Origin of the sequence: Achromobacter sp. Root565, from assembly GCF_001427425.1 — a bacterium.
Classification (GTDB): Bacteria; Pseudomonadota; Gammaproteobacteria; order Burkholderiales; family Burkholderiaceae_B; genus Achromobacter; species Achromobacter spanius_D.
In genome coordinates this window covers 2,634,456-2,660,030 of record NZ_LMGO01000001.1, presented here as the reverse complement: position 1 = coordinate 2,660,030, position 25,575 = coordinate 2,634,456, and the positions used below count along the sequence as shown (strand labels likewise).

The 25,575-nt window shown below is 65.5% G+C and carries 16 protein-coding genes; 13 read left to right on the top strand and 3 right to left on the bottom strand.

The features are described from left to right. Positions 1-19 precede the first annotated feature (19 nt). Together ASD71_RS11875 and galU are read right to left on the bottom strand one after the other, a co-directional pair. Positions 20-235 carry a hypothetical protein gene (locus tag ASD71_RS11875; protein ID WP_056563723.1) on the bottom strand — a complete coding sequence of 72 codons (216 nt, stop codon included), beginning with the start codon at positions 233-235 and terminating at the stop codon, positions 20-22. A 15-nt stretch (positions 236-250) separates the two neighbouring features. After that, positions 251-1,084: a UTP--glucose-1-phosphate uridylyltransferase GalU gene (galU, locus tag ASD71_RS11870; protein ID WP_056563721.1), complete on the bottom strand. Its 834-nt coding sequence runs from the start codon at positions 1,082-1,084 to the stop codon at positions 251-253. A gap of 166 nt (positions 1,085-1,250) precedes the next feature. Between galU and ASD71_RS11865 the strand changes: the two genes are divergently transcribed. From ASD71_RS11865 to ASD71_RS11805, 13 genes are all read left to right on the top strand, one after another. Beyond that, positions 1,251-2,801: a PAS domain-containing sensor histidine kinase gene (locus ASD71_RS11865; RefSeq protein WP_056563719.1), complete on the top strand. Its 1,551-nt coding sequence runs from the start codon at positions 1,251-1,253 to the stop codon at positions 2,799-2,801. 82 nt (positions 2,802-2,883) lie between these two features. Then, positions 2,884-3,723 carry an ammonia-dependent NAD(+) synthetase gene (nadE, locus tag ASD71_RS11860; protein ID WP_056563716.1) on the top strand — a complete coding sequence of 280 codons (840 nt, stop codon included), beginning with the start codon at positions 2,884-2,886 and terminating at the stop codon, positions 3,721-3,723. A gap of 118 nt (positions 3,724-3,841) precedes the next feature. Then, entirely contained in the window at positions 3,842-7,972 is a 4,131-nt protein-coding gene (locus ASD71_RS11855) for a CheR family methyltransferase (protein WP_056563713.1), read from the top strand. Positions 7,973-8,831: 859 nt separating this feature from the next. After that, on the top strand, positions 8,832-9,854 hold the full coding sequence (locus tag ASD71_RS11850) for an efflux RND transporter periplasmic adaptor subunit (protein WP_235512106.1): 1,023 nt from the start codon (positions 8,832-8,834) through the stop codon (positions 9,852-9,854). Positions 9,855-9,865: 11 nt separating this feature from the next. Next, entirely contained in the window at positions 9,866-13,042 is a 3,177-nt protein-coding gene (locus ASD71_RS11845; protein ID WP_056563707.1) for a multidrug efflux RND transporter permease subunit, read from the top strand. Beyond that, on the top strand, positions 13,039-14,556 hold the full coding sequence (locus ASD71_RS11840) for an efflux transporter outer membrane subunit (RefSeq protein WP_082578869.1): 1,518 nt from the start codon (positions 13,039-13,041) through the stop codon (positions 14,554-14,556). Before ASD71_RS11845 ends, ASD71_RS11840 begins: the two co-directional genes overlap by 4 nt. Beyond that, positions 14,553-16,043, top strand: coding sequence for a carboxylesterase (locus ASD71_RS11835; RefSeq protein WP_082578868.1), 1,491 nt, complete (start codon positions 14,553-14,555; stop codon positions 16,041-16,043). The genes ASD71_RS11840 and ASD71_RS11835 overlap by 4 nt, the downstream gene beginning before the upstream one ends. Further along, positions 16,040-17,026, top strand: coding sequence for an AI-2E family transporter (locus ASD71_RS11830; protein WP_056563704.1), 987 nt, complete (start codon positions 16,040-16,042; stop codon positions 17,024-17,026). Before ASD71_RS11835 ends, ASD71_RS11830 begins: the two co-directional genes overlap by 4 nt. 73 nt (positions 17,027-17,099) lie before the next feature. Continuing rightward, positions 17,100-18,521: a basic amino acid/polyamine antiporter gene (locus ASD71_RS11825; protein ID WP_056563700.1), complete on the top strand. Its 1,422-nt coding sequence runs from the start codon at positions 17,100-17,102 to the stop codon at positions 18,519-18,521. 16 nt (positions 18,522-18,537) lie between these two features. Continuing rightward, on the top strand, positions 18,538-19,779 hold the full coding sequence (gene arcA / locus ASD71_RS11820) for an arginine deiminase (RefSeq protein ID WP_056563697.1): 1,242 nt from the start codon (positions 18,538-18,540) through the stop codon (positions 19,777-19,779). Between the two features lie 110 nt (positions 19,780-19,889). After that, positions 19,890-21,290, top strand: a complete 1,401-nt coding sequence (locus ASD71_RS11815) for a basic amino acid/polyamine antiporter (RefSeq protein ID WP_056563694.1) — start codon at positions 19,890-19,892, stop codon at positions 21,288-21,290. Positions 21,291-21,315: 25 nt separating this feature from the next. Then, the gene (locus ASD71_RS11810) at positions 21,316-23,136 is read left to right on the top strand and encodes an SLC13 family permease (protein WP_056563692.1); all 1,821 of its coding nucleotides are present in this window, start codon (positions 21,316-21,318) and stop codon (positions 23,134-23,136) included. Between the two features lie 30 nt (positions 23,137-23,166). Next, positions 23,167-24,558, top strand: coding sequence for an amidohydrolase family protein (locus ASD71_RS11805; protein ID WP_235512104.1), 1,392 nt, complete (start codon positions 23,167-23,169; stop codon positions 24,556-24,558). Here ASD71_RS11805 and ASD71_RS11800 read toward each other — a convergent pair. Next, positions 24,512-25,546 carry a DUF4105 domain-containing protein gene (locus tag ASD71_RS11800; RefSeq protein WP_056563689.1) on the bottom strand — a complete coding sequence of 345 codons (1,035 nt, stop codon included), beginning with the start codon at positions 25,544-25,546 and terminating at the stop codon, positions 24,512-24,514. The genes ASD71_RS11805 and ASD71_RS11800 overlap by 47 nt on opposite strands. Between the last annotated feature and the right edge of the window lie 29 nt (positions 25,547-25,575).

Sequence of the window (25,575 nt, the reverse complement as noted above, 5' to 3'; positions counted from 1 at the left end):
CAAATCCGGGTGGGCTGGCTCAGGAACCGGCTTTCTTGGGACGTCCGTACGGATCTTTGCCGGCCGGCGCTTGCGAGCCGCCGGCGGGGTACCCCGAATTGGAGTCCGGGTTCTGATTGACATCGCCCGACGGCGGACCGTCCACGGCCGGCTGGCCCGTGTAACCGGTGTCGGCGCGCTCGACGTGGGGGGAGGGCGGCGGATTGGGCGGGGGAGCGGGTTTCGAGTCAGTCATGGGAAGATTCCTTTCTCAAGCCAGGTTGTGATACTTGCGCCCGATCTCCATCGTGGCGCGGTAAAAGCCTTCCTTGCTGCCGCAGTCATAGCGCACGCCTTCGTATTCGAAACCGAAGACCTTGCGCGACTTGAGCAGGGCGGCGATGCCGTCAGTCAGCTGGATTTCGCCGCCCACGCCCGCCTGGGTGGCTTCGAGCAGCGCGAAGATCTCGGGCTCAAGGATGTAGCGCCCGACCACCGCCAGGTCGGTCGGCGCATCCTCGGGCTTGGGCTTTTCCACGATGCCGGTCAGGCTCATGACGCCATGCGCCTTGCGGCTGCCGGACACGATCCCGTACTGGTGCGTATTGGTCTTGGGAACCTGCTGGATCGCCAGGACGCTCCCCTCGAACTCCCGGGCCACCTTCATCATCTCGCCAATCACGGGGGCGTCTGCATCTATCATGTCGTCCGCCAGCAGCACGGCGAACGGTTCGTTGCCTACAATGGTCGCCGCGCAGAGCACCGCATGGCCCAGCCCCAGGGCGGCTGGCTGGCGGGTGTAGACGCACTTGACGCTGTCCGGGATGACGTTGCGGACGGTCTCGAGCAGTGCGTTCTTGTTCTTCGCCTCCAGGTCGTACTCCAGTTCGGGCACCCGGTCGAAGTGATCCTCGATCGCCCGTTTGTTGCGGCCGGTGACGAAGATCAGTTCGGTAATGCCTGCCGCGACCGCTTCTTCGACGGCATACTGGATCAGCGGCCGGTCGACGATGGGCAGCATTTCCTTGGGCATGGCCTTGGTGGCGGGAAGAAAGCGGGTGCCGAGGCCCGCGACGGGGAACACAGCTTTACGAATCGGTTGCATTGCTCAGGCCCTCTATGCCCGGACGGCGCCTCGAATGGACCGCCCACTGACATGCGTTACAGCAAATTCCGTGCCCGTCTGGCGATTGCTGTAATAGGATTGCGCGGACGGCACGGCGTTTGCTGAGCGCACTGAATATGAATAGATATGCAGGTGGGGAGATTGCATGACTTCGTTACCGGATTTTCCGTCCGAGGACCCTTATCGCCTTCTAGTAGGCGCTGTGAGGGACTACGCCATCTATCTCCTCGACGCCAAAGGTCGGGTAAGCAGCTGGAATCCTGGCGCTGAACGGTTCAAGGGCTACAGCGCGGACGAGATCATCGGTCAGCATTTCTCCGTTTTTTACACATCCGAAGACCGAAATGCCGGGGTGCCGCGGCGCGCGCTGGAAACGGCGCGGTTGGAGGGTCGCTTCGAGGCCGAAGGGTGGCGCGTCCGCAAGGACGGCAGCACCTTCTGGTGCAGCGTGGTCATCGACCCGGTCCACGACGACCGCGGCGTCCTCGTGGGCTACGCCAAGATCACGCGCGACATCACCGAACAGAAGGAGCGGCGCGAGCAGCTCCAGGAAGCGCGCGACTCCATGCACCACGCCCAGCGAATGGAGGCCATCGGCCGCCTGACCGGCGGGGTCGCGCACGACTTCAACAACTTCCTGACGGCGATCCGCTTTTCGGCGGAGTTCATCAAGCGCTATCCGGAGCTGCCCCCGTCGTTGATGCGCTATGTGGGCATCATCATCGACACCACCGAAAAGGCGGCCCAGCTGACCCGGCAGTTGCTTGCCTACGCCAAGCGGCAGCCGCTGCAGCCCCACGTGTTTGATGTGCGCGACAGCCTGGCGTCGATGCGCCAGCTCTTCGAGACCTCGGTCGGGTCGTCGGTCGCGATCAGCTATGAGTTCGGGCCGGGCGACTGCACGATCTTCGCGGATCCGGGGCAACTGGAATCGGCCTTGTTGAATCTGGTCATCAACTCGCGCGATGCCATGCCATCCGGTGGCCAGCTCAAGATATTGGCCCAGGTCGTGCCCGACGCGTCGGAACTGGTAGGCCACTCCAAACTCAACGGTCCGCACGTCGCCCTGTCGGTGCAGGATTCTGGCGCGGGGATCGCGCCCGGCGTGCTGGCGCACGTGTTCGAGCCTTTTTTCACGACCAAGGGACAGCACGAGAATTCCGGGTTGGGCCTGAGCCAGGTGCAGGGCTTCGTGCAGCAGTCCGGCGGCGATGTCACGGTGGACAGCACCGTGGGCATGGGAACCACGTTTACGCTCTACCTGCCGGCCGTGAAGTCGCCCGGCGTGGCGGTCGAGACGCCCGCGTCAGGCGTCATGGTCAACGTGCCGGTGCGCCGCGAGGTGCTGCTGGTGGAGGACAACCGCATGGTCGGCGAGGTGGTGTCGGCGTGGCTGGCGGAGCTTGGCCAGGACCTCACTTGGACGGTCGATGCCGAGAAAGCGCTGCACGAACTGGAACAGCGCGACGGGGGCTTCGACCTGGCGATCCTGGACCTCGTGCTGCCCGGCATGAACGGCATGGACCTCGCCCGGCGGATCCGCGAACGCTGGCCCGGCATCCGAATCGTGCTGGCAAGCGGTTACAGCGATGCGATGGCCGGGCCGCGAGCCTTGGGCTTTCCGGTGATGCAGAAGCCGTACTCCGTCGATGCGCTGATGCAGGTGCTGACCGAGGACGCGCACACGATGCCTTGAGCGAAGACCTAAACGCGGCGAAAACGGCTTCGGGCCGGAAACTCGGATTGCTGCACGAATATGCCAATGCAAAGGATTGCCCATGGAAACAGGAACGACCTTCTCGCGCGCGCGGGATGCCATCGCCCGGGAACTGGGCGTCACCACGGCGTTTGACGCCGCCGCAGCGCTGGAGAAGCGGATCGCGTTCCTTGCCGATTACCTGACGCGGTCAGGCCGCGCAGGCTATGTCCTGGGAATCAGCGGCGGGGTGGACTCCACGGTGGCGGCGCGGATCGCGCAGCTTGCCGTCGAGCGCGTCCGCAGCCAGGGGAAACCGGCCACGTTCATCGGAGTGCGCCTGCCCTATGGCGAGCAGCGCGACGAGGAGGACGCGGCGCAGGCGCTGGATTTCATTGCACCCGACCGCCGCATGCGTGTCGACATCAAGCCGGCCGTGGACGCGCAACGCGAGGCGCTGAGCGCTGCTGGCCTTGAGTACCCCAACGAGGCGGCCGAGGATTTCAACGTCGGCAACATCAAGGCACGGCAGCGCATGATCGCTCAGTATGCGATTGCGGGCGCGTTCGATTGCCTGGTGATTGGTACCGACCAGGCCGCCGAGGCGTTGATGGGTTTTTTCACCAAGCATGGCGATGGCGCGGCGGACGTGCTGCCCCTGCGCGGCCTGACCAAGCGGCGCGTGCGGGCGCTGGGAACGCTGCTGGGCGCGCCGGACCGGCTGGTGCTCAAGGTCCCGACTGCCGATCTGGAATCACTGCGGCCGCTGCGCCCGGACGAGGACGCGTACGGCGTGACATACGCGCAGATAGATGCGTATCTGGAAGGCGAGGAGGTCGCGGACGACGCGGTCGCGGTGATCGAGCGCCAGTACCGCGCCACGGGTCACAAACGGTCCTTGCCGCCAGGACCGATGGAATGATCTGGCCTCTCGGCCACCGTGCGGGATCTCCGTCTGCGAGACAGCTTTCATGGCGTCTGACGCAGCCCAGCGGCTGTATCATTGCCGATACCCCCAAGCAAGCGACTACAGGCTAAAAATGTCCGATTCCCCGTCCGCTCCCAATAACAAACCGGGAGTCGCCCGAAGTGACCTGAACTTTCCGGTGGTCGGGATGGGGGCCTCGGCCGGGGGGATCGACGCGCTCAAGACGTTCTTCTCGCACATGCCCGCCAAGCCGGGCATGGCCTTTGTCGTCGTGGTGCATCTGTCTCCCAACCACGAAAGCGTACTCGACAGGATTCTCCAGTCCAGCACCCGCATGCCGGTCATGCAGGTCACCAAGCCGGTGCCGATTCAGCGGGATCACATCTACGTGATTCCCCCGGCGGCCTCGCTGTCGATGGTCGATGGCTATCTCCGCGTCTCGATGGGCGCCAGCCGGACGGAAGGCCGTCATATCGCCATTGACGAATTTTTCCGCACGTTGGCCGATGTGCATACGACCCGTGCCGTCGGCATCGTGCTGTCGGGGGGCGGGTCGGACGGCTCGGTGGGCCTGGCCCGCATCAAGGAGCAGGGCGGCGTGACGTTCGCGCAGTTGCCCGAGGAAGCAGAACACGGAACCATGCCGCGCAATGCGATTTCCACAGGCATGGTGGACATTGTGCTACCTGTGGCCGACATGCCGACGCGTCTCAAGCAGATCGCGGAAAACATGGACAGCATCCACCTGCCGCCGCTGACCGAGGCTGAGGCCTCCGGAGCCGCCGACGCCGAGCAGGCGACTGACGAGTCGCAACAGGATCGCAACGCGCTGCGGGACATTCTTGCCCTCTTGCGCGCGCGCACTGCGCACGATTTCCGCCACTACAAGAAGGCCACGGTGCTGCGCCGAATCGAGCGCCGCATGCAGGTCACGGGCGTGTCGACCCTACCCGAATACGGAAAGCTGCTCCAAGAACGCATCGACGAGACCCCCAAGCTGCTGTCCGACATGCTGATCGGCGTCACGCAGTTTTTTCGCGATAAGGAAGCGTTCGCCAATCTGGATGAATACGTGTTGCCCAAGTTGTTCAAGTCGCTGGGCAACTCGCCGGAAATGGCGTTGCGCGCCTGGGTGGCGGGGTGTTCCACAGGCGAAGAGGCTTATTCGCTAGCCATGCTGATGAGTGCGCAGGCCGAAGCGTTGCCCCAGCCGCCCAAGATCCAGCTGTTTGCCACCGACATCGACGAATCGGCGCTGACCGTGGGCCGGGCGGCGGCTTATCCAATGGCAATCAAGGGCGACGTTCCCGAAGTCATGCTGCAAAGCTACTTCAGCCGGCAGGACAATGAATACCGCATCAAGAAGGACGTCCGCGAGCGGGTGCTGTTTGCCGTGCACAACATCCTGCGCGATCCACCCTTTTCGAAGCTGGATCTGGTCAGTTGCCGCAACCTCTTGATCTACCTGGACCGCAACGTGCAACGCGACGTGTTGCGCATGTTCCACTTCGCGCTGAAGCCGGGCGGTTATCTTTTTCTTGGCAGTTCCGAATCGGCCGATGCGTGCCCGGAGCTCTTTCAAGTGGTGGACAAGCGTCACCGCATCTACGCCGCACGGGAGACGCCGGCGCAACTGAGCGGCATGCCTGAACTCACCGACGGGGGGCTCAATTACGTTCGGCCGGTGCACGCGTCGTCGGCGCCGGTGCGCCAGCCCAAGGTCTCGTATGCCGCCGTGCATCAACGCGCGCTAGAGATGTATGCGCCGCCCAGTGTCATCGTCGACGCCCACAACGACATCGTGCACATTTCGGAGCGGGCAGGCCGCTTCCTGCGCCACCCGGGCGGAGAACCCTCGCGCAATCTGCCTTTGTCGGTGCATCCAGAATTGCGCACGGAACTGCGCACCGCGATGTTCCAGGCCCTGCACTCGCGCAAGAGTGTCGAGGCGCGGCGCGTGAGAATGACGTTCGGCGAGCGCCAGACCTACGTCAACATGGTGGTGCGGCCATTCCGGCATGAGGAATCGGCTAGCGATTACATGCTTGTGCTGTTCGAGGAAGTCGAGGACATCATGAGCGCCGAGGGCGCAGCGGGTCCGACGACTGGCTCCGCGGTGGTACTGACGCAACTGGAGGCCGAACTCCAGCGCACCAAGGGTCAGTTGCAGGCGACCATCGAGCAGGCGGAAACCTCCACGGAAGAGCTCAAGGCCTCCAACGAGGAGCTTCAGGCCATCAATGAAGAGTTGCGCTCCACCACGGAAGAACTGGAGACCGGCAAGGAAGAGCTGCAGTCCGTCAACGAAGAGCTGATTACGGTCAACGCGGAACTGAAGGCGAAGGTCGATGAAACCGCGAAGATCAACGACGACCTGCAAAACCTGATCGCGTCCACCGATATTGCCACGGTGTTCGTGGACCGCATGATGCGCATCCAGTGGTTCACGCCCCGCGCGGCCGATATTTTCAATGTAATTCCGAGCGACGCCGGACGTTCGGTGCTCGACATCACGCATCGTCTGGATTATCCGGACCTGGACAAGGACGCCGCCGGCGTGTTCGAGTCGCTGCGGCCCCTGGAGCGCGAGGTGCACAGCACGACGGACCGTTGGTACCTGGCACGGCTGCTGCCCTACCGCAGCGCCGAGCATCGCATCGAAGGTGCGGTCCTTACGTTCATCGACATCACGGACCGGCGCAAGGCAGAAGACCGCGTGCGCCTGGGCGAAGCCCACTTGAAGCTGACGACCGAAAGCGCGCGCGACTTCGGGATAATGACGCTGGATAACGAAGGCATCATCACCAACTGGAACATTGGCGCGGAACTGATGTTTGGCCATACCAGCGCTGAGGCGGAAGGCAAGTCCATTGCAATCATCTTCACCGACGAGGATATCGCGGCAGGCAGACCCGGGTATGAGTTGGACCGCGCCAGGAAGATCGGCTACGCCCCTGACGAGCGGTGGCACAAGCGCAAGGATGGCAGCCTGGTGTTCTGCACGGGCGGTGTGAACCGGATGGACGATCCGGTTTACCAGGGGTTCGCCAAGATTGTGCGCGACGTGACCGACCTGAAATTGCGCGACGCCGAGCAGGAGTCGCGGCTGGACCGCGCGCACGCGGATAACGTGCTGAAGGACGAATTCTTTGCGGTCGTGTCGCACGAACTGAAGCACCCGCTCAACCTGATCCAGCTCAACACCGAGCTGCTGGCCCGCACGCCGGCCGTGCGCAATTTCGCGCCCGCGGCGCGCGCCACGGACCTGATCCAGCGTTCGGTCAAGGGTCAGGCCCGCATCATCGACGATTTGCTGGACCTGTCGCGCGTGCGGACGGGCAAGCTGGCGCTGAACAGGTCGATCATCGACGTCGTGGCCATCGCGAAGAACATTCTCGATGTGCTGAAACCCGTGGCGTCGTCCGCCGGCATCGAGCTGCGTAGCGACTTTGACCCGGCGCGGGCGATCTACCTGGATGCGGATCCCGTACGGATCGAGCAGGTGATTTGGAACCTGCTGAACAACGGGATCAAGTTCACGCCCGAGGGGGGTTCCGTCGCGCTCAAGCTTGCCGTCGAGAAGAACCGCCTGAAACTCGAAGTCGCGGATACGGGCCAAGGCATTGATCCGTTGTTCATCGGCCGCGTGTTCGACATGTTCAGCCAGGGCGACGCGCGGCAAAAGACAGGCGTCACCCCGGGGCTGGGCATCGGCCTGGCGGTTGTCAGCGAACTGGTGGGCGCGCATGACGGCACGATCCAGGTCCATTCGGATGGCGTCGGCCTGGGCGCGCGCTTCACGGTGTGGCTGGACCTGGCGGGCTCCCTCGAAGCCCAAGACGCGCCGCAACCCAACGCCGACATGCCGCTGGAAGGGCTGAAGGTGCTTTTGGTCGACGACTCCGAGGACGTCCTGCACATCATGCACGAGCTGCTGGACATGGAAGGGGCCGACGTGACGGCCGCCTCCAACGGCCGCCAAGCGTTGGAAATTCTTGAAACCGCCCGCTTTGATTTGATGCTGTCGGACATCGGCATGCCCGAGATGGACGGCTATACATTGATGCGGGCCATTCGCCAGAAAGACGGCGGCGGCGACCTGCCTTCCATCGCGCTGACCGGTTTTGGCGCCAAGGAAGACATGCGGGAGGCCGTCAGCGCGGGCTTTTCCGCCCATATCAGCAAGCCGGTTTCGCTGGATGATCTGCTTGAAGTGGTACGCAAGCTGCGGCTACGCGGATAATTCGCACGTCTCGGGAAGGGGACACCCACTTGCGCTTAGCCGGCGCTTCCCGGCTCGCCCTGCTACGGGTGGATTCCTTCTGTTCCTATTTGTTTAGTCTGGCAACAGGTTGCCCGCGGATCGCTGACCCGTGCCGATTGCTCCCATCGCAGTAGTCTGCGCAGCAGTTTCCAACGCTTCGCTTTCGTCCCCGTAAGCCCACAGTGCAAACGAGAAAAGCTTGCACTAAGCGTCACCTCTACTTAAGCTGTGCTTTCGCGTCGAGCCCAGCACGTACCGTGCCAGCGCCCGCCAGCGGATGTTCCATCCGCCGCTCGACCACGCAGCACGTTTTCGGCCTGTCTTCCTCGTCAACGACATAAAGGATGCTTGTGCGAAAGTCGATGGTCTTGTTTGCGCCACCTAGCGCCCGGCTGTCGCCGTGCCCGAGCTTGCCTTGCCAGAGCCGGGCAGGTTGCGCCCGGGTCGGATTTTTTCCGAACGGCGCCTTTCTCCGATTTCAACGCGATTTCTCCACGGCGCCTTGCTGCGCCGGCGCTTCATAAGCTGCACGTCAGTCCGGCGCGCCCCAGACGCGCCCGCATGGTGTCCACTCATAAGCTGTCCCACACATAAGCTGTCCCACACATAAGCTGTCCCACACATAAGCTGACTTAGCAGGGCCTTTCACGCCGGCACAGGGTGAGGGCAGCGCAAGACCCCGAGTCCGACCGCCTGGGAGTTGTGGATGACGCAAGTAAGCAGCAATGTCCGTCGTGTCATGTTGTATGCCTTGGGTGCATGGACGCTTGTATTAGCGGGATGTGGTGACCGGAACGACGCGGCGGCCGTCACTATCGCGCCGATGAAGGTGTTCGTGATGACCGTTGGCCGCCAGCCGGTCGACCTGAACGTGGATCTGCCCGGACGGATCGAGCCCATCCGCACCGCCGAAGTGCGGGCGCGCGTGGACGGCATCGTCGAGAAGCTGCTCTACACCGAGGGCAGCGACGTGCAGGCCGGCGACCCGCTGTTCCAGATAGACTCCAGCGACTACAAGGCGCAGTTGGCGCAAGCCAACGCGATGCTGCAACGCGCGCATGCCGTGCAGAAAAACGCGCGCTCGGTCACGGACCGGTTCCGGCCCCTGGTGCAGCGCCAGGCGGTCAGCGCGCAGGAGTACGAAGCGGCGTTGGCCGCATTGGGCCAGGCGCAGGCCAATGTCGCCGACGCGCAGGCCGCGGTCACGCTTGCGCAGTTGCGGCTGGACCGCTGCACGGTCAGGGCGCCCATCGCCGGGCGCGTGGGCCGCGCGCTGGTCACGGAAGGTGCGCTGGTCAGCGCGTCGGCGGCCACGCTGCTGGCGCAGGTCAACCAGCTTTCGCCGATCAGCGCCACGTTCACCAAGTCCAACACTGCCATCATGGACCTGACCGATTACGCGCGCTCCGGCGCGCTGGCCACGGCGGGCAACACATTTCCGGTGCGGCTTACGCTGGCCAACGGCCGAGAGTTCGGCGAGACCGGCGTCGTGGATTTCGCGGACCTGAGTGTGGACCGGACCACCGGCGCGCAGACCATCCGCGCGCGCTTCGACAACGCCCAGCGCGAACTGCTGCCCGGCCAGTTCGTCAACGGACAGATCCTCGTCGGCGTGCGCCAGGAGGGCGTTCTGATTCCCGCGCGGGCGGCGCGGTTGAACGGCGACACGGCCACTGTGTTCGTCATCGGGCCCGACAACACGGCGGTGCCCAGACAGATCGAAGTGGGTGAGCAGATCTCAGGAAGCTGGCTGGTGCGCAGCGGCCTTGAACCAGGGGAGAAAGTGGTCGTGGATGGCTGGCACAAGATCAGGCCAGGCCAACAGGTGGACCCGGTCGAACAGCAAGCCGCGAAACCCTAGCGGAGTCGGTCATGGGCTCATTCTTCGTCTTGCGGCCGGTATTCGCCTGGGTGGTGGCGTTGTTCCTTTTGCTGTTCGGGCTGATATCGGTGGTGCTGCTGCCGGTGGAGCAGTACCCGAACATCGCGCCGCCTTCGATCACGATCCAGGCGACCTTCCGGGGCGCCGACACCACCACCATCGACCGTACGGTCACCTCCATCATCGAAGAGGAGATGAACGGGGTCGACAACTTCCTGTACATGGCGTCGGTCAGCCGCGCCAACGGCACATCGCAGATCACCGTGACACTGCAGCCGGGCACGGACCTGGACGTGGCTCGCAGTCAGGTTCAGGACCGCCTGAGCCGGGTCGAACCCCGGCTGCCGCAGGAAGTCCGCCAACTGGGCGTGGCGGTCACCAAGGCCTCCTCCGGCTTCCTGATGCTGCTGGCGCTGCAATCGGAAAGCGGCAACGTCAGCGCCGTCGAGATGGGCAATTTCGCGTCCAACAACATCCTCAACGAACTGCGCCGCATCCGCGGCGTGGGCGACGTGCAGTTGTTCGGCTCGTCGTACGCCATGCGGATCTGGCTGGACGAGCGCAAGCTGGCGAGCTTTCAGATGTCGGCCAGCGACGCGATGCGCGCGGTGCAGGAGCAGAACGCGCAGACGATCGGCGGGTCGCTCGGCGACCTGCCGCTGGCGCGCGGCGCGGACTTCAACGCGCAGATCGTGGCGCAGAGCCGCTTTTCCACGCCCGAGCAGTTCCGGCAGGTCATCCTGCGGGTCAACAACGACGGCTCGCTGGTGCGGCTTGGCGACGTGGCGCGGGTGGAACTGGGCAACGAAAGCTACAACTTCCGGCTCAGTGTCAATGGCAAGGAGGCCGCCGGCATCGCCATCCAGCTTGCCAACGACGCCAATGCGCTGGACGTTGCGCGGCAGGTGCGCCAGCGGATGGCGGAGCTGGAACCCGTGTTTCCGGTCGGCGTCGGCTGGACCGTGCCGTTCGACACCACGCCCTTCATCACCACGTCCATCAGCTCGGTGCTGGTCACCATGGTCGAGGCGCTGCTGCTGGTCACGGCGATGGTGTTCCTGTTCCTGCAAAGCTGGCGCAGCACGCTGATCCCCACGTTGATCGTACCGATCGCGCTGATCGGCACCTGCGCGGGCCTGTTTCTCTTTGGCGCGTCCATCAACCTGCTGTCGCTCTTTGGCATGGTGGTGGCGATCGGGGTGCTGAACGACGACGCCATCGTGGTGTCGGAAAACGTCGCGCGCATCATGCAGGACGAAAAATTGTCGGCGCCCGACGCGACGCGCAAGGCGGTCGGTCAGGTGTGGGGGCCGATCATCGCCAGCACGCTGGTGCTGGTGGCGGTGTTCGTGCCGATGGCGATGTTCCCCGGGTCCAGCGGCGCGATCTACCGGCAGTTCTCCATCACGCTGTCGGTGGCCATCGTCGTGTCGACCGTACTGGCGCTGTCGCTGGGCGCGGCCCTGTGCGCCACGTTGCTCAAACTGCCGGACGGCCAGCCGCCCAAGGGCAGGATTTCGAAGGGCAAGCAGTGGGTCTTCGACAAGTTCAACGGCGGCTTCGATGCGATGACCCGGCAGTATGTGCGGGCGGTGGAACACATGCTGCTGCGGCCGCTGCGCTGGATGCTGATCTTTCTGGGCGTCTGCGGGCTGACGATCTTTTTGTTTTCGCGCCTGCCGGGCGGCTACCTGCCGCTGGAAGACCAGGGCTACTTCTTCGTGTCGTACACCGGCGCGCCTGGCACCACGGCCGACCAGACCGAGGCGGCCGTGCAGCAGGCCGAAAGCCAGCTTCGGCAATTGCCGGCCGTGCGCAACGTGGCGTCCGTGGTCGGGTTCAATTTCTTCGGGCAGGGGCAAACGGCCGCGCTGTCATTCGTGGACCTGCACCCATGGAGCGAGCGCCCCGATCGCAGCGAGGCGGTCGATGCGCTGGTGGGGCGCAGCAATCTGGCTTTCCGGTCGATTCCGCAGGCAATGATCTTCGCGCTGAATCCGCCGCCCATTCCGTCGATGGGCAATGCGTCGGGTTTTTCGATGAAGGTGCAGGACCGCACCGCGCAGGGCGGCGCGGGCCTGGCTGCCACCGGCGCGGCAATGATCGCGGCCGCCGCGGCCAGCCCCGTGCTGACCGGCGTGCGGCTGGACGGCATGCCGCCGGGGCCGCGCCTGTATGTGGAGATCGATCGTGTCCACGCCCGCGCGCTGGGCCTGCAGGTGGCGCAGGTCAACCAGGCGCTGACGCTGGCGTTCGGGTCGAATTACGTCAACGACTTCCTGCATGACGGCTCGGTGCAGCGGGTGTTCATCCAGGCTGAGGCCGACCAGCGCATGCAGCCGCAGGACATTGCCGCCTTGCAGCTGCCGAACAACCGGGGCGAGATGGTGCCGTTCTCCGCGTTTTCGCGGATGCGCTGGATCGACGGCCCGCAGCAGTTGGAACGCTACAACGGCTTTCCGTCGATCACGATCTCGGGCGAGGCGGCCGCCGGCCGCTCCAGCGGTGTGGCGCTGGCCGAGATGGAGGCCATTGCCGGACGCGTCCTGCCGCAAGGCATCACCTACGAATGGACCGGCACCGCGTACGAGGAGCGGCAGGCGGGCAATCAGGTGGCGCTGCTGCTGGGCCTGTCGCTGATCGTGGTGTTCCTGCTGCTGTCGGCGCTGTACGAGAGCTGGTCTGTGCCGGTGTCCGTGCTATTGATCCTGCCGTTCGGCATTCTGGGCGCGGCCGCGTTCACGCTGGGGCGGGGCATGTCGGCGGACATCTATTTCAATATCGGGCTGGTCACGATCATCGGCCTGGCCGCCAAGAACGGCATCCTGATCGTGGAGTTCGCGCTGAAAGAGGAATTGGAAGGGCGCGACCGCAAGGAGGCTGTGGTCGATGCCGCCCGGCAGCGCCTGCGCCCCATCATCATGACCAGCATCACCTTCGTGCTGGGCATGCTGCCACTGGTGCTGGCCACCGGCGCGGGCGCGGCCAGCCGGCAGGCAGTGGGCACCAGCGTGATGGGCAGCATGCTGACCGCCACGCTGTTCGGTGTGTTCTTCACGCCGCTGTTCTACATGGTTGCGCGGCGCTGGTCGGGACCGCGCAAGAATAAAGACAAGCCGGCAGCCAGCGTTCCAGCCAAGGCCGAAGAGCGGGGAGAAAACCCATGAGGCCGGCGCGCATTGCCATCGTGGCGCTGATGGGCTGGGGGCTGTCCGCCTGCAACTTCGCGCCAGAGCACCGCCAGCCAGAAGTCGCGACGCCTGCGGAGTTTCCCGGCGAAGTCCCGCCGGACGCCGTGGCGGCGCAGGACGTGACGTGGGAGCAGTTCTTTGGCGATGCGCAACTCAAGCGCCTGATCGCCCGGTCGCTGGAACTGAACCAGGATCTGGCCGCCGCGACTGCCCGGATCGAGCAGGCGCGTGCCTTCTACCGCATCGAACGCGCCAACCAGTTGCCGCAATTGGACGCCGGCGCGGCAACGTCGCGCAACCAGCAGCCGCTTGCCGTGCTGGACCCGGCACTGGCGGGCTCGCGGCAGACGGTGCAGTTCAACCAGTTCAGCGCCCAGGTAATGGTCTCGTCCTTCGAGCTGGATTTCTGGGGACGCGTGCGCAACATGACTGCGTCGGCGCTGCAGCAATACCTGGCGACTGTCGAAGGTCGGCGTGCCTTCCGCCTGTCACTGATCGCGAACGTGGCCTCGACCTATTACGACGCCCGGGCCGGTGAGGAGGGCATCTCGCTGGCGCAGCGCACGGTGGACACGCGCAGCTATGCGCTGGGCGTCGCGAAGGACCGGCTGGACGCGGGCGTGACGTCGCTGGTGGACTTCGAGCAGTCGGCCATTTTGCTGACGCAGGCGCAGACCCAGCTTGCGGAGTGGCAGCGCGCCACGGCGGCGCACTGGAACCGGTTGTGGGTGCTGGTGGGTGAAGACCTGCAGCGGGAGATGAGCGGCGGCCAGCCCATCGAGGCGGCGGGGCAGTTCGATGCGCTGAGCCCTGGCTTGCCGTCGTCGCTATTGATCGTAAGACCCGACATCCGTCAGGCGGAAAACCGCCTGCGCAGCGCCAACGCCAACATCGGCGCCGCGCGCGCGGCCTTGTTTCCGCGCATCGCGCTGACCGGTTCGCTGGGCTATGCGTCCACCGAGCTGTCCGACCTATTTTCCTCGCCCAGCCAGATCTGGAACATCGGCGCGGGGATCGGTTGGCCGATCTTCGACTACGGGCAGCGGCGTGCGGCGGTGGACCTGGCCACGGCGCAGCGCGATGAACTCATCGCCAACTACCGCAAGACGGTGCAGACGGCGTTCAGCGAGGTGGCCACCGCGCTGGAGAACCGCAAGCGCTTCCGGGAGCAGGTGACCGCGCAGGAAACGGCGATCCAGGCGCAGCGCCGGCTGGCCGAGACCGCCGAGCTTCGCTACATGAACGGCATCTCGATCTACCTCGAAGTCGTCGACGCCCGCCGTGGCCTGTTCAACGCGGAGCAGCAGATGCTGACGCTGCGGGCCTCGCAGCTTCAGAACGGGGTGTCGCTGTATGTGGCGCTGGGCGGCGGGGATGAGCAGCCGGAGGTGGTGATGGCGGGATCGCCGCCGGCTGGGGTGGCGCCGGCTGTTGAAGCGCCGGCCACCTCGACCCCCGTTCCGCCACCCGGCGTAGGAGCGCCCCAGTGAACGCCGGCAAGCCCGTCAGCACCGGCCAGCGCCCGTGGTGGCGCAGGCTTCGGAAGGCCGTGTTCATCATTGCTGGTCTCGCGGTGCTGGTCGTCGTCACGCTCATGGGCGTGCGCCTTTACGACATCCAGCAGGGCCCACCGCTGGCCGCCTGGCACACGTATGTGCCGCAAGAACTCGACGCCGAACGCCTGGACCGCAGCACCTGGGACGACTACCTGGCGCACGAGGACGCGCTATTCGCGCTGGTCCGGCAGAACGTGGGCGACAAGCTGCTGCCCGAGGACAAGGTGGACAGCAACCGCTATTTCGCGGACGCCAAGGTGTACCCCGAGCATTTCGCGCACGACTGGAACCGGTCATTCGTCCTGATGCCGCCCGGCGAACCGCAGGGCGTGGCCGTGCTGCTGCATGGCCTGACGGACTCGCCCTACAGCCTGCGCCACGTCGCCGCGCATTACCAGTCCGTCGGTTACGTGGCGATCGCCATCCGGATGCCGGGCCACGGCACGGTGCCGGGCGGGCTGACGGACGCGCACTGGGAGGACTGGGCGGCGGCAACGCGCCTGGCGGTCCGTGAAGCGCGCCGCCGGGTGCCCGCGCCCAAGCCGCTGCACATGGTGGGCTTTTCCAACGGCGGGGCGCTGGCGCTGATGCACACGCTGGACGCGCTGGACAATCCCGAGCTCGACAAACCCGACCGCCTGGTGCTGCTCTCGCCGATGGTCGGCATCACGTCGTTCGCGCGCTTTGCGGGCGTGGCCGGTCTGCCCGCGATCCTGCCCGCGTTCGCGAAGGCGGCGTGGCTAAGCATCGTGCCGGAGTTCAACCCCTTCAAGTACAACTCGTTCCCCGTCCACGCGGCCCGCCAGTCGTTCGAGCTGACGCAGACGCTGCAGGACCGGCTGGTCGCGCAGCAGCGATCCGGCGGCCTCGAACGGCTGCCGCCCATCATCACGTTTCATTCGGTGCTGGACTTCACGGTCAGCACGCGCGCGCTGATCAATGCCCTGTACGCGCGCCTGCCCGCCAACGGCAGCGACCTGGTGCTGTTCGACCTGAACCGCGCCACCAAGCTCGGGCCGCTGTTCCGCCGCGGTGTGGCCTGGCAGATGGCGGGCACGCTGCCCGGCGAAAAGCGCAACTACCGCCTGACGCTTGTCACCAACGCCAGCCCCACGTCCAGCGCCATGATCGAGCGCGTCATCGAGCCAAACGCCACCGCGGTCGTGGAACGCGCCATTGGCATGGACTACCCGCGCGAGGTCTATTCGCTGTCGCACGTGGCGTTGCCGTTTCCGACCGACGACGCGCTGTACGGCACGCACCCGGACAACATCGAGGAATTCGGCATCAGCCTGGGCGCGATGTCCATGCGCGGCGAGGTCGGGGCTTTCGTGATCGGCATGGATACGCTGACCCGGCTGACTTCCAATCCGTTCTATGCCTATCTGGTCAAGCGCGTTGATGGGGTGATACCAAGATGATGTCCTTCGCACTGTCCGGCATCTTCGCCATCCTGCTGCTGGGCCTCCTGTACCTGGCCAGCCCCGTGTTCGTGCCGTTGACGTTCGCACTGTTTGTGATCTGCCTGGTCGCGCCGCTGCGCCAGTACCTCGGCCGCAGAATGCCCGCGCCGCTCGCCGCGATCCTGGCGCTGGTGGTGACGCTGGTCGTGTCGGTGGTGTTCCTGTCGCTGGCGGCCTGGGGTTTCAGCCTGGTCGCGCAGTGGGTCATGGCCAACGCCGCCCGCTTCCAGCGCCTGTTCACGCTGGAGACCGAGACCCTGCATCCGCATGGCGCGATGGCGATCCAGATGTTCCAGGACAGCTTCAACGTGTCATGGCTGGTGCGGGCGATCCAGGAGGTGGCGCTGCGGATCAACAGCATGCTGGGGATGATCTTCATCGCCTTTGTCTTCATTGCGCTCGGGCTGTTCGAATTGGACGAGGCACCCGGCCGGCTGACGCGCCTGTTGGGCGAGGCAAGGGCAAAGCGGTGGCTGGCGGTCGCGCGCGAGGTGGCGAGCAAGCTGCGCTGGTACATGGTGATCCGCACGATCGCCAGCGTGCTGACCGGGGTGACGGTCTGGCTGTTCGCGATCTACGCCGGACTGGAACTGGCGACAGCCTGGGGCGGACTCGCGTTCCTGCTGAACTACATCCCGTTTCTCGGACCGCTGGTGGCGACAGTGTTTCCGGCGTTCTTCGCGTTCGTGCAATACGGATCGCTGCAGACGAGCATTCTGGTGCTCGTCGTCTTGAACTGCATCCAGATCGTCTACGGCTGCTATCTGGAGCCGCGTCTTGCCGGCAGCGCGTTTTCGCTGTCGCCGCTGATGGTGATGTTTGCGGTGTTTTTCTGGGGGTTGGTGTGGGGCATACCGGGCACGTTCATCGGCGTGCCCCTTCTTATCACGATGACCACGGTGTACGGCGCCGGCCGCAGTTTGCGCGTCACGCGCGGCTGAGCCGCCTCGCCCGGGCAGCATCCGGGAAGGCGGCCGACCTGCTCACGTCTTTGCTCAATATTGGAGGTGCATGATGGAAAGCAGTACTCCCAAGAAGCTTGGATTGCTTGCCCTGACGGGCATGGTGGTAGGGTCGATGATCGGCGCCGGGATCTTTTCGCTGCCCAGAACCTTTGGCGGGGCGACGGGCGTGGTCGGGGCCGTCATCGCGTGGATCATCGCGGGCGCCGGCATGTACACGCTGGCGCGCGTGTTCCAGTCGCTGGCCGAGCGCAAGCCCGACCTTGACGCAGGCGTCTTCGCCTACGCCAAGGCCGGGTTTGGCGACTACCTCGGCTTTCTGTCCGCGTTCGGCTACTGGATCGGAAGCTGCATCGGCAACGTGTCGTACTGGGTGCTGATCAAATCCACGCTGGGCGCCTTCTTTCCCATCTTCGGGGACGGCAACACGGTCATCGCCATCGCCGTGGCGTCCGTGGGGATCTGGCTGTTCCATTTCATGATCCTGCGCGGGGTGCAGCAGGCGGCGTTCATCAACGCCGTGGTGACGGTGGCCAAGATCATCCCGATCGTGGTGTTCATCATCGTGCTGTTCGTGGCGTTCAAGCTTGACCTCTTCCGCATCAATTTCTGGGGCGAGATGAGCGGCTACGGCCTGTTCGAGCAGGTGCGGCGAACCATGCTGGTGACCGTCTTCGTCTTTCTCGGCATCGAGGGCGCCAGCGTGTACTCGCGCTTTGCGTCCCAGCGCTCGCACGTGGGGGTGGCCACGCTGATCGGCTTTGTGACGGCGCTGCTGCTGATGGTGCTGGTCTCGCTGCTGCCCTATGCCGCCATGCAGCAGAGCGACATCGCCGCGCTGCGCCAGCCGTCCATGGCCGGGGTGCTGGAGTCGGTGGTCGGGCCGTGGGGCGCGGTGTTCGTCAGCGTGGGTCTCTTGATCTCGGTGCTGGGCGCATACCTGGCCTGGTCGCTGATCTGCGCCGAGGTGATGCACGCGGCTTCCAAGAACGAAGACATGCCGCGCGCGTTCGCCCGCGAAAACAAGAATGGCGTGCCGGTCGTGGCGCTGTGGGTGACCAACATCATCGTGCAGCTTTTCGTCATCAGCACGTACTGGTCGCGCGACGCCTTCTCGCTGATGCTGAGCCTGACCAGCGCGATGTCGCTGATTCCCTATCTGCTGGTGGCGGGATTCGGCTGGCAGCTCGCCAAGCGCGGCGAAACCTATGTCGGCGGCAAGCACCAGAAGCGGGATCTGACGCTTGCCAGCATCGCGGCCGTCTACACCCTCTTCATGATCTTTGCCGGCGGCCTGAAGTTCCTGCTGCTGTCGGCGCTGTTGTATGCGCCCGGGTCGGTCCTGTACTTCTGGGCCCGGCGCGAGCAGGGCCGGAAATTCTTCACCGGTTGGGAGTTGGTCGTTTTCATCGTGGCATGCGTCGGAGCCGTGGCCGCCATTGTCGGCCTCGTCTACGGCTGGATTGCCATCTAACGTCTGGGAGCTAGTCATGGCTGATACCGAGGAATTTGGAGTCCATTCAGAAGTCGGGCAATTGCGCACGGTGATGGTCTGCGCGCCGGGACGCGCCCACGAGAGATTGACGCCCTCCAATTGCGATCAACTGCTGTTTGACGATGTCATGTGGGTCGACAACGCGAAGCGCGACCATTTCGACTTCATGACGAAGATGCGGGACCGCGGCGTGGACGTCGTGGAAATGCACAACCTGCTGGCCGAAACGGTCGCCATTCCCGAAGCGAAGAAGTGGATCCTGGACAACCAGGTCGTCGCGAACCAGGTTGGCCTGGGCCTGCTGGACGAGATCCGCAGCTACCTGGATGGCTTGCCCGCGCGCAAGCTGGCAGAGACGCTGATCGGCGGGCTGTCTACCGAGGAGTTTCCCGAGTCGATCGGCGGCGAACAGCTCATGCTCATCAAGGAGGCCGCCGGCGTCACGGAATACCTGTTGCCGCCGCTGCCCAACACGCTGTACACGCGCGACACCACCTGCTGGATCTACGGCGGCGTCACGCTCAATCCGCTTTACTGGCCGGCGCGGCACGAAGAGACGATCCTCACGTCGTCGATCTACAAGTTCCATCCACGCTTTGCCGGCAAGGTGAACGTCTGGTGGGGCGACCCCACGGCGGATCACGGGCTGGCCACGCTGGAAGGGGGCGATGTCATGCCCATCGGCAACCGCACGGTGATGATAGGGATGAGCGAGCGCACCTCGCGCCAGGCCATCAGCCAGCTCGCGGCCAGCCTGTTCGCCAAGGAGGCGGCGGACCGGGTGATCGTGGCGGCCATGCCGAAGCTGCGCGCGGCCATGCATCTGGACACCGTGCTGACCTTCGCGGACCGCGATTGCGTGCTGATGTACCCGGACATCGTCAACAACGTCCAGGCCTTCTCGTACCGGCCGGGTAGCGCCCCGGGGTCGCTGGAGCTGCACAAGGACAAGGGGTCGCTGGTGGACGTGATCGGCGAGGCGCTGGGCGTCAAGAAGATGCGTGTCGTCGAGACCGGCGGCAACGCCTATGTGCGCGAACGCACCCAGTGGGACAGCGGCGCCAACCTGGTCTGCATCTCGCCCGGGGTCGTGCTGGCGTATGACCGCAACGTCTACACCAACACGCTGCTGCGCAAGGCGGGTGTCGAGGTCATCACCTTCGTCGGCGCCGAACTGGGCCGGGGCCGCGGCGGCGGGCACTGCATGACGTGCCCGATCTCGCGGGATCCCGCCTAGCGGACACGGCCGCGCGTGGCCGTCCCCGCGGGGGCGGCCGCGCGGGCGCGCAACCAGCGGATCGCTTTCAGGAGAAGAACGTGAGCGGGGAAACTGCCAAACTTTCTCGCATGGCGCTGGCCGCCATGGTGGTGGGGTCGATGGTGGGGGCGGGGATCTTTTCGCTGCCCAGCGTCTTTGCGCGCAATACCGGTCCGGTGGGCGGCCTGGTGGCCTGGGCCATTGCGGGCACGGGCATGTTGACGCTGGCCATGGTCTTCCAGTTCCTGTCGCGCCGGCGCCCCGACCTGGACGCGGGCATATTCGCGTATGCCAAGGCTGGATTCGGCCTGTACCTGGGCTTTCTGGCGGCGCTGGGCTACTGGACGGCCGCCTGCCTGGGCAACGTCAGTTACTTCGTCATCTTCAAGGGGACGCTGGGCGCCGTGCTGCCGTTCTTCGGCGACGGCGATACCGTGTCGGCCGTGCTCGTGTCGTCGGTGCTGCTGTGGTCCACCCATTTCCTGATCCTGCGGGGCATCCGGCAAGCCGCGGGCATGAACACGATCGTCACCATCGCCAAGGTGGTGCCGATCGCCATCTTCATCGCCTTCGCCGCCTTTGCCGTGGATCTGGATGTGCTGCGCGCAAACATTGCCGAAGGGCTCAGCGGCGAGGGCAAGGGCAGTCTCTTCGAGCAAGTGCGCAACACGATGCTGGTCACGGTGTTCGTGTTCCTGGGGGTGGAGGGCGCCAGCGTCTATTCCCGTTATGCCAAGCGCCGCGAGGACGTGGCGGTGGCCACCATTGTGGGATTCCTGCTGGTGTTGGCGCTGCTGGTGCTGGTGACGATGCTGTCGTATGGGGTGCTGCCGCGCGCGGAACTGGCGTCGCTGCGTAATCCTTCGATGGCGGGCGTGCTGCGGGCGGTGGTCGGACCGTGGGGCAGCATGCTGGTCAGTGTGGGACTGATGGTGTCGGTGGCGGGCGCCTACCTGGCGTGGATTTTGCTGGCCGCGGAAGTGCTGCGCGCCGCGGCGGGCGCAGGCATCATGCCGTCGGTCCTGGCGCGAGAGAACCGCCATGGCGTGCCCGCGGCGGCGCTGTGGCTCAGCAATGGCATCGTGCAGCTCTTTCTGATCGTCACGCTCTTCACCGAGGACACGTTCGTGCTCCTGAAGAACATGGCCAGTTCGATGAGCCTGATTCCGTACTTCTTCGTGGCGGCGTTCGGCCTGATGCTGGCGCTGCGCGGCGAAACCTATGACGGCTGGAGCCGGCGGCGCAAGATCGAACTGGGGCTGGCGGTGGTGGCCACGGTCTATGCGGCGGGGCTGGTGTATGCGGGCGGCTTCCGGTACTTCGTCCTCTCGTGCGTCATCTACGCGCCCGGCACCATCCTCTTCCTGATTTCGCGCCGGGAGCAGCGCGGCAACATCTTCGCGCCGTACGAGTGGCCGATCCTGCTGATCGTGCTGGTGTCCTGCGGCATCGGCGTGTGGGCGATAAGCACGGGCAACAGGGCGTTCTAACCGACAGGAAAAGGGCAGCACGGCAATGAGCAGCGAACTGGCGATTGTCCTTACCATCCTTTGCGCGGCGGTCGTGCTGTTCGTCATCGGACGGCCCCGTTCGGACGCCGTGGCGCTGCTGGTCATGCTGCTGCTGCCGCTGAGCGGCACGGTGACCTACCGCGAGGCGCTGGATGGCTTTTCGAACCCCGCCATCATCCTGATCGCATGCCTGTTCGTGGTTGGAGAGGGGCTTGTCCGCACCGGCGTCGCGCAGGCCGTGGGCGATCTGTTGCTGCGGCACGGCGGCAAGAGCGAGGGCTGGCTGGTGCTGCTGGTGATGGGGGCGGTGGGGTCGATGGGCGCCGTGATGAGCTCCACGGCCGTGGTCGCCATCTTCATCCCCATCGTGCTGCGGATCGCACGCAAATCCGGCATGGCTGCCCGGCGGATCTTGATGCCGATGGGCACGGCGGCGGCCATCAGCGGCATGCTGACGCTGGTGGCGACCACGCCCAACCTGGTGCTCAACAGCGCGCTGGGCTATGCGGGCTATGAGGGATTCGGCTTCTTCGACTTCACACCGATCGGCGTCGTCGTGCTGGCGGGCGGCATTGCCTACATGTTGTTTGCGCGCAAGCTGATCGACGCAGGGCAGGGGCCGCGCGCCTTGAACCGGCCCAGCCTGGGCGACTGGGCCACCAAGTATTCCCTGCAGAACCGGGCATGCCGCCTGGTCGTGCAGGACGATTCCGACCTCGTGGGACGCCGGCTCGGGCTGTGGGCGGGCGAACTTGGCAAGGCGGCGTTCGTCATCGCGATCGAGCGCAACACTCGGTTTGCGCGGGCCGTCATGCGCCCGACGGCGGACGACGTGCTGGAGGCGGGCGACATCCTGCTGCTCGACATGGATTCAGAGGGCTTCGATATCGACGGCTTTTGCGGCCGGCATCACCTGAAGCGGCTGGCGATGTCCGGCGTGTACTTCACGGACCAGGCCCGCGACGTGGGCATGGTCGAGGTCATCATCCCCTCGGAGTCGCGGCTGGACGGCGCGAACGCGCGCGACTCCGTGGTGCTGGCGCGGCATGGGCTCTTCGTCGTCGGGCTGTGGCGCGGCAAGGAGGCCAAGCGCGACCTGCCGGACGTGAAGATGCGCGTGGGCGACACGCTGCTGGTGGTCGGGCCGTGGGCGGGCATCTTTTCCCTGCAGGCGGAAGAGCACGATCTGGTCAGTCTGGCGATGCCGGTCGAAGCCGATTCGCTGGTGCCGGTTGCCAATCGCGCCATCCACGCGCTGTTCTCGCTGGCGACGGTGGTGTTCCTGATGCTGACCGACTGGGTACCCAACGTGATGGCGGGGCTGATCGGCGCCCTGATGATGGGCCTCTTCGGCTGCGTGACGCTGGACGTGGCGTACCGGTCGATCAACTGGCGGGCCCTGATCCTGATCGTGGGCATGCTGCCGTTTGCGTTGGCGCTCAAGCGCAGCGGCGGCGTGGATCTCGCCGCACAGTTCCTGCTGCACTATTCGGGCGATTGGGGCATCTACGGGCAGTTGGCGCTGGTGTTCGTGGCGACGGTGACGCTGGGCGTGGTGGTTTCCGGCACGGCCACCGCCGTGCTGATGGGCCCAGTTGCGATCAGCATCGCCGAAAGCCTGCACGCCTCGCCCTATGCGTTTGCGATGACGGTGGCCATCGCGTCGTCTGCGGCGTTCATGTCGCCGGTGTCCACGCCCTCCAATGCGCTGGTCAGCGTGGCGGGCGGCTTCGGATTTGCCGATTACCTGAAGATCGGGACGCCGCTGGCCTTGTTTTCCCTGGTGGTCAGCGTGACGCTGATTCCGATCCTGTTTCCGTCCTGAGGGCGGATGACCCCACCCAGAGGTTCGATCATGTTTGTCAGGACTGGCATTGCAATCACGGCCGCATCGCTGATTCTTGGCGCTTCGCTGGCGCATTCCCATGGCCTGCCCGCGGCGCCGAATGGCGCGCCGCCGCCCACCGCGCAGGCCGCGCCGGATTCGCGGATCCTGTTTGAAAACGTGCGCGTCTTCGATGGCCTGTCGGGCGATCTGAGCCCCGCAAGCAGCGTGCTGGTCCACGGCAACGTCATCGAGAAAGTGTCGAGGGACAAGATTGCCGCTGACGGCGCGCGCGTCATCGACGGCGGCGGCCGCACGCTGATGCCGGGGCTGATCGACATGCACTGGCACAGCATGTTCGTGGGCGTGCCGATTGCGGTGGCAATGACGCAGGACCCCACGTATCTCAACATCGTCGCGGGCGTCGAGGCGCGGAAGACGCTGATGCGCGGCTTCACCACGGTGCGCGACCTGGGCGGCTCGGCCTTCAGCCTGAAGCTGGCGGTGGACCAGGGCGTGATCCCGGGCCCGCGCATCTATCCGTCGGGCGCGATGATCAGCGTGACCAGCGGGCATGGCGATTTCCGCTCGATGGCGGACCTGCCGCGCACCCTGGGCGCGCCGGCGTCGCGGCACGACCTGGCGGGCGACAGCACCATTGCCGACAGCCCCGACGAAGTGCGCCTGCGCACGCGCGAACAGCTCATGCAAGGCGCGACGCAGATCAAGCTGACGGGCGGCGGCGGCGTGTCGTCGCCGCACAGCCCGCTGGATGTGGTGACGTTCACCGAACCGGAGCTGCGCGCGGCCGTGGACGCCGCGACGGACTGGGGCACCTACGTGGCGGTGCACGCCTACACGCCCACGGCCATCCAGCGCGCCATCAAGGCGGGCGTGCAGAGCATCGAGCACGGCAGCATGATGGACGAGGAAACGGCGCAGCTGATGGCGCGCGCCGGCGTGTGGCTGAGCACGCAGCCCTTTCCGGACGAACTGGCCGACGCCTTTCCGCGCGGGTCGGACCAATGGCTAAAGGCGCAGGAGGTCTTTGCGGGCACCGATCGGACCTACCAGTTGGCGATCAAGCACAAGCTCAAGACCGCGTTCGGCACGGACATCCTGTTTTCAAGCCAGCTGGCCGAGCAGCAGGGCAGGATCCTGGCAAGCCTGACGCGGTGGTACACCCCCGCGCAGACGCTCATCATGGCAACCGGCACGAACGCGGAGCTGCTGAAACTGTCAGGCAAGCGCAATCCCTATCGTGGCGACCTGGGCGTCGTGCGCGAAGGCGCGCTGGCCGACCTGCTGCTGGTCGATGGCGACCCGATTCAGGACATCAAGCTGATCGGCGATCCGGACAAGAACTTCCTGGTCATCATGAAGGACGGGGTGATCTACAAGGATGCAGTGCCGGCTCGCTGAGTTCCTGGTCGATGCCCGGCACGCCGCGCCGGATGTTGCGCGAGTAATCGGCGGGATCGGCGGTGGCGCGGGCGCGGTCCGTGTAGCGGCCCCGGCGCCGGTATTCGCCGGTGCTGTCCGCCCCGCGCAGCGCATTGAGCTTGTACAGGTACTCCGGCAGGTAACCCGATAAAAGCTGGCGGTAGTCCATCGGCAGTCCGGGCACAATGCGCCGCGCCATCTGGAACACGATCGACGTGCAATTGGCGGTCAGCGTGTGATAGAAGCGCGGCGAGGCGCGCAGCCGGTTGGCGGCGTCCACGTAGGCAAGAAAGAGTTCGCGCGGCGCGCCCTTGGGCATGTGGATGCGGTACAGGTAGCCGTCCTCGCCCCGGACGTTCGTGCGCACGCGCAGGCAGTCTGCTTCAGCCGCCGCGATCACGCTCAGCTCGTACTGCTTGAAGAAGCCGCCGATCTCGGAAAACCGGTCGCCCTGCTTGCGGCGGATTTCCACCGAGAACACCACGTGATCGTCGTCGCCGAAGCCGAACGACACCAGTGCGTGGGCGATGGCGGGATGGCCCCAGTACGACAGGGCGACGTCCACGGATTGCAGGGTTTCCAGCGCATAGCGGCGGGTTTCCCAGCGGGGCGTGAAGTCGGTGCGCGAGCGCCAGTCGAAGTTGCGCACGTTGTGCAGCGTGACGGTGCTGCCATCGACGTCGCCATGGGTTTGGCGGGCGACCTCGGCAATCCAGGGGCGGTCGTTGGACGGACGGATGCGCAGCCACCAGCCCAGCAGAACGGCCAGCGCCGCGCCATGCAGAATCAGGCCGGGCCACCAGCGCGGCCACACCAGCCCGGCGAGGGCGGCCAACGCCAACAGCACCCATGCCAGCATCGCGACGCGCTTCCTCACCGATGAAAGCGGCGCGCGGATCCATAACGCCAGCGCACCCCAGCCCGCTTCCAGCGCAATGGCGATGCCCAACAGGATGGAAGCCGTCATTGCGCTCCTTGGGCGGCGGTAGCGCCGCG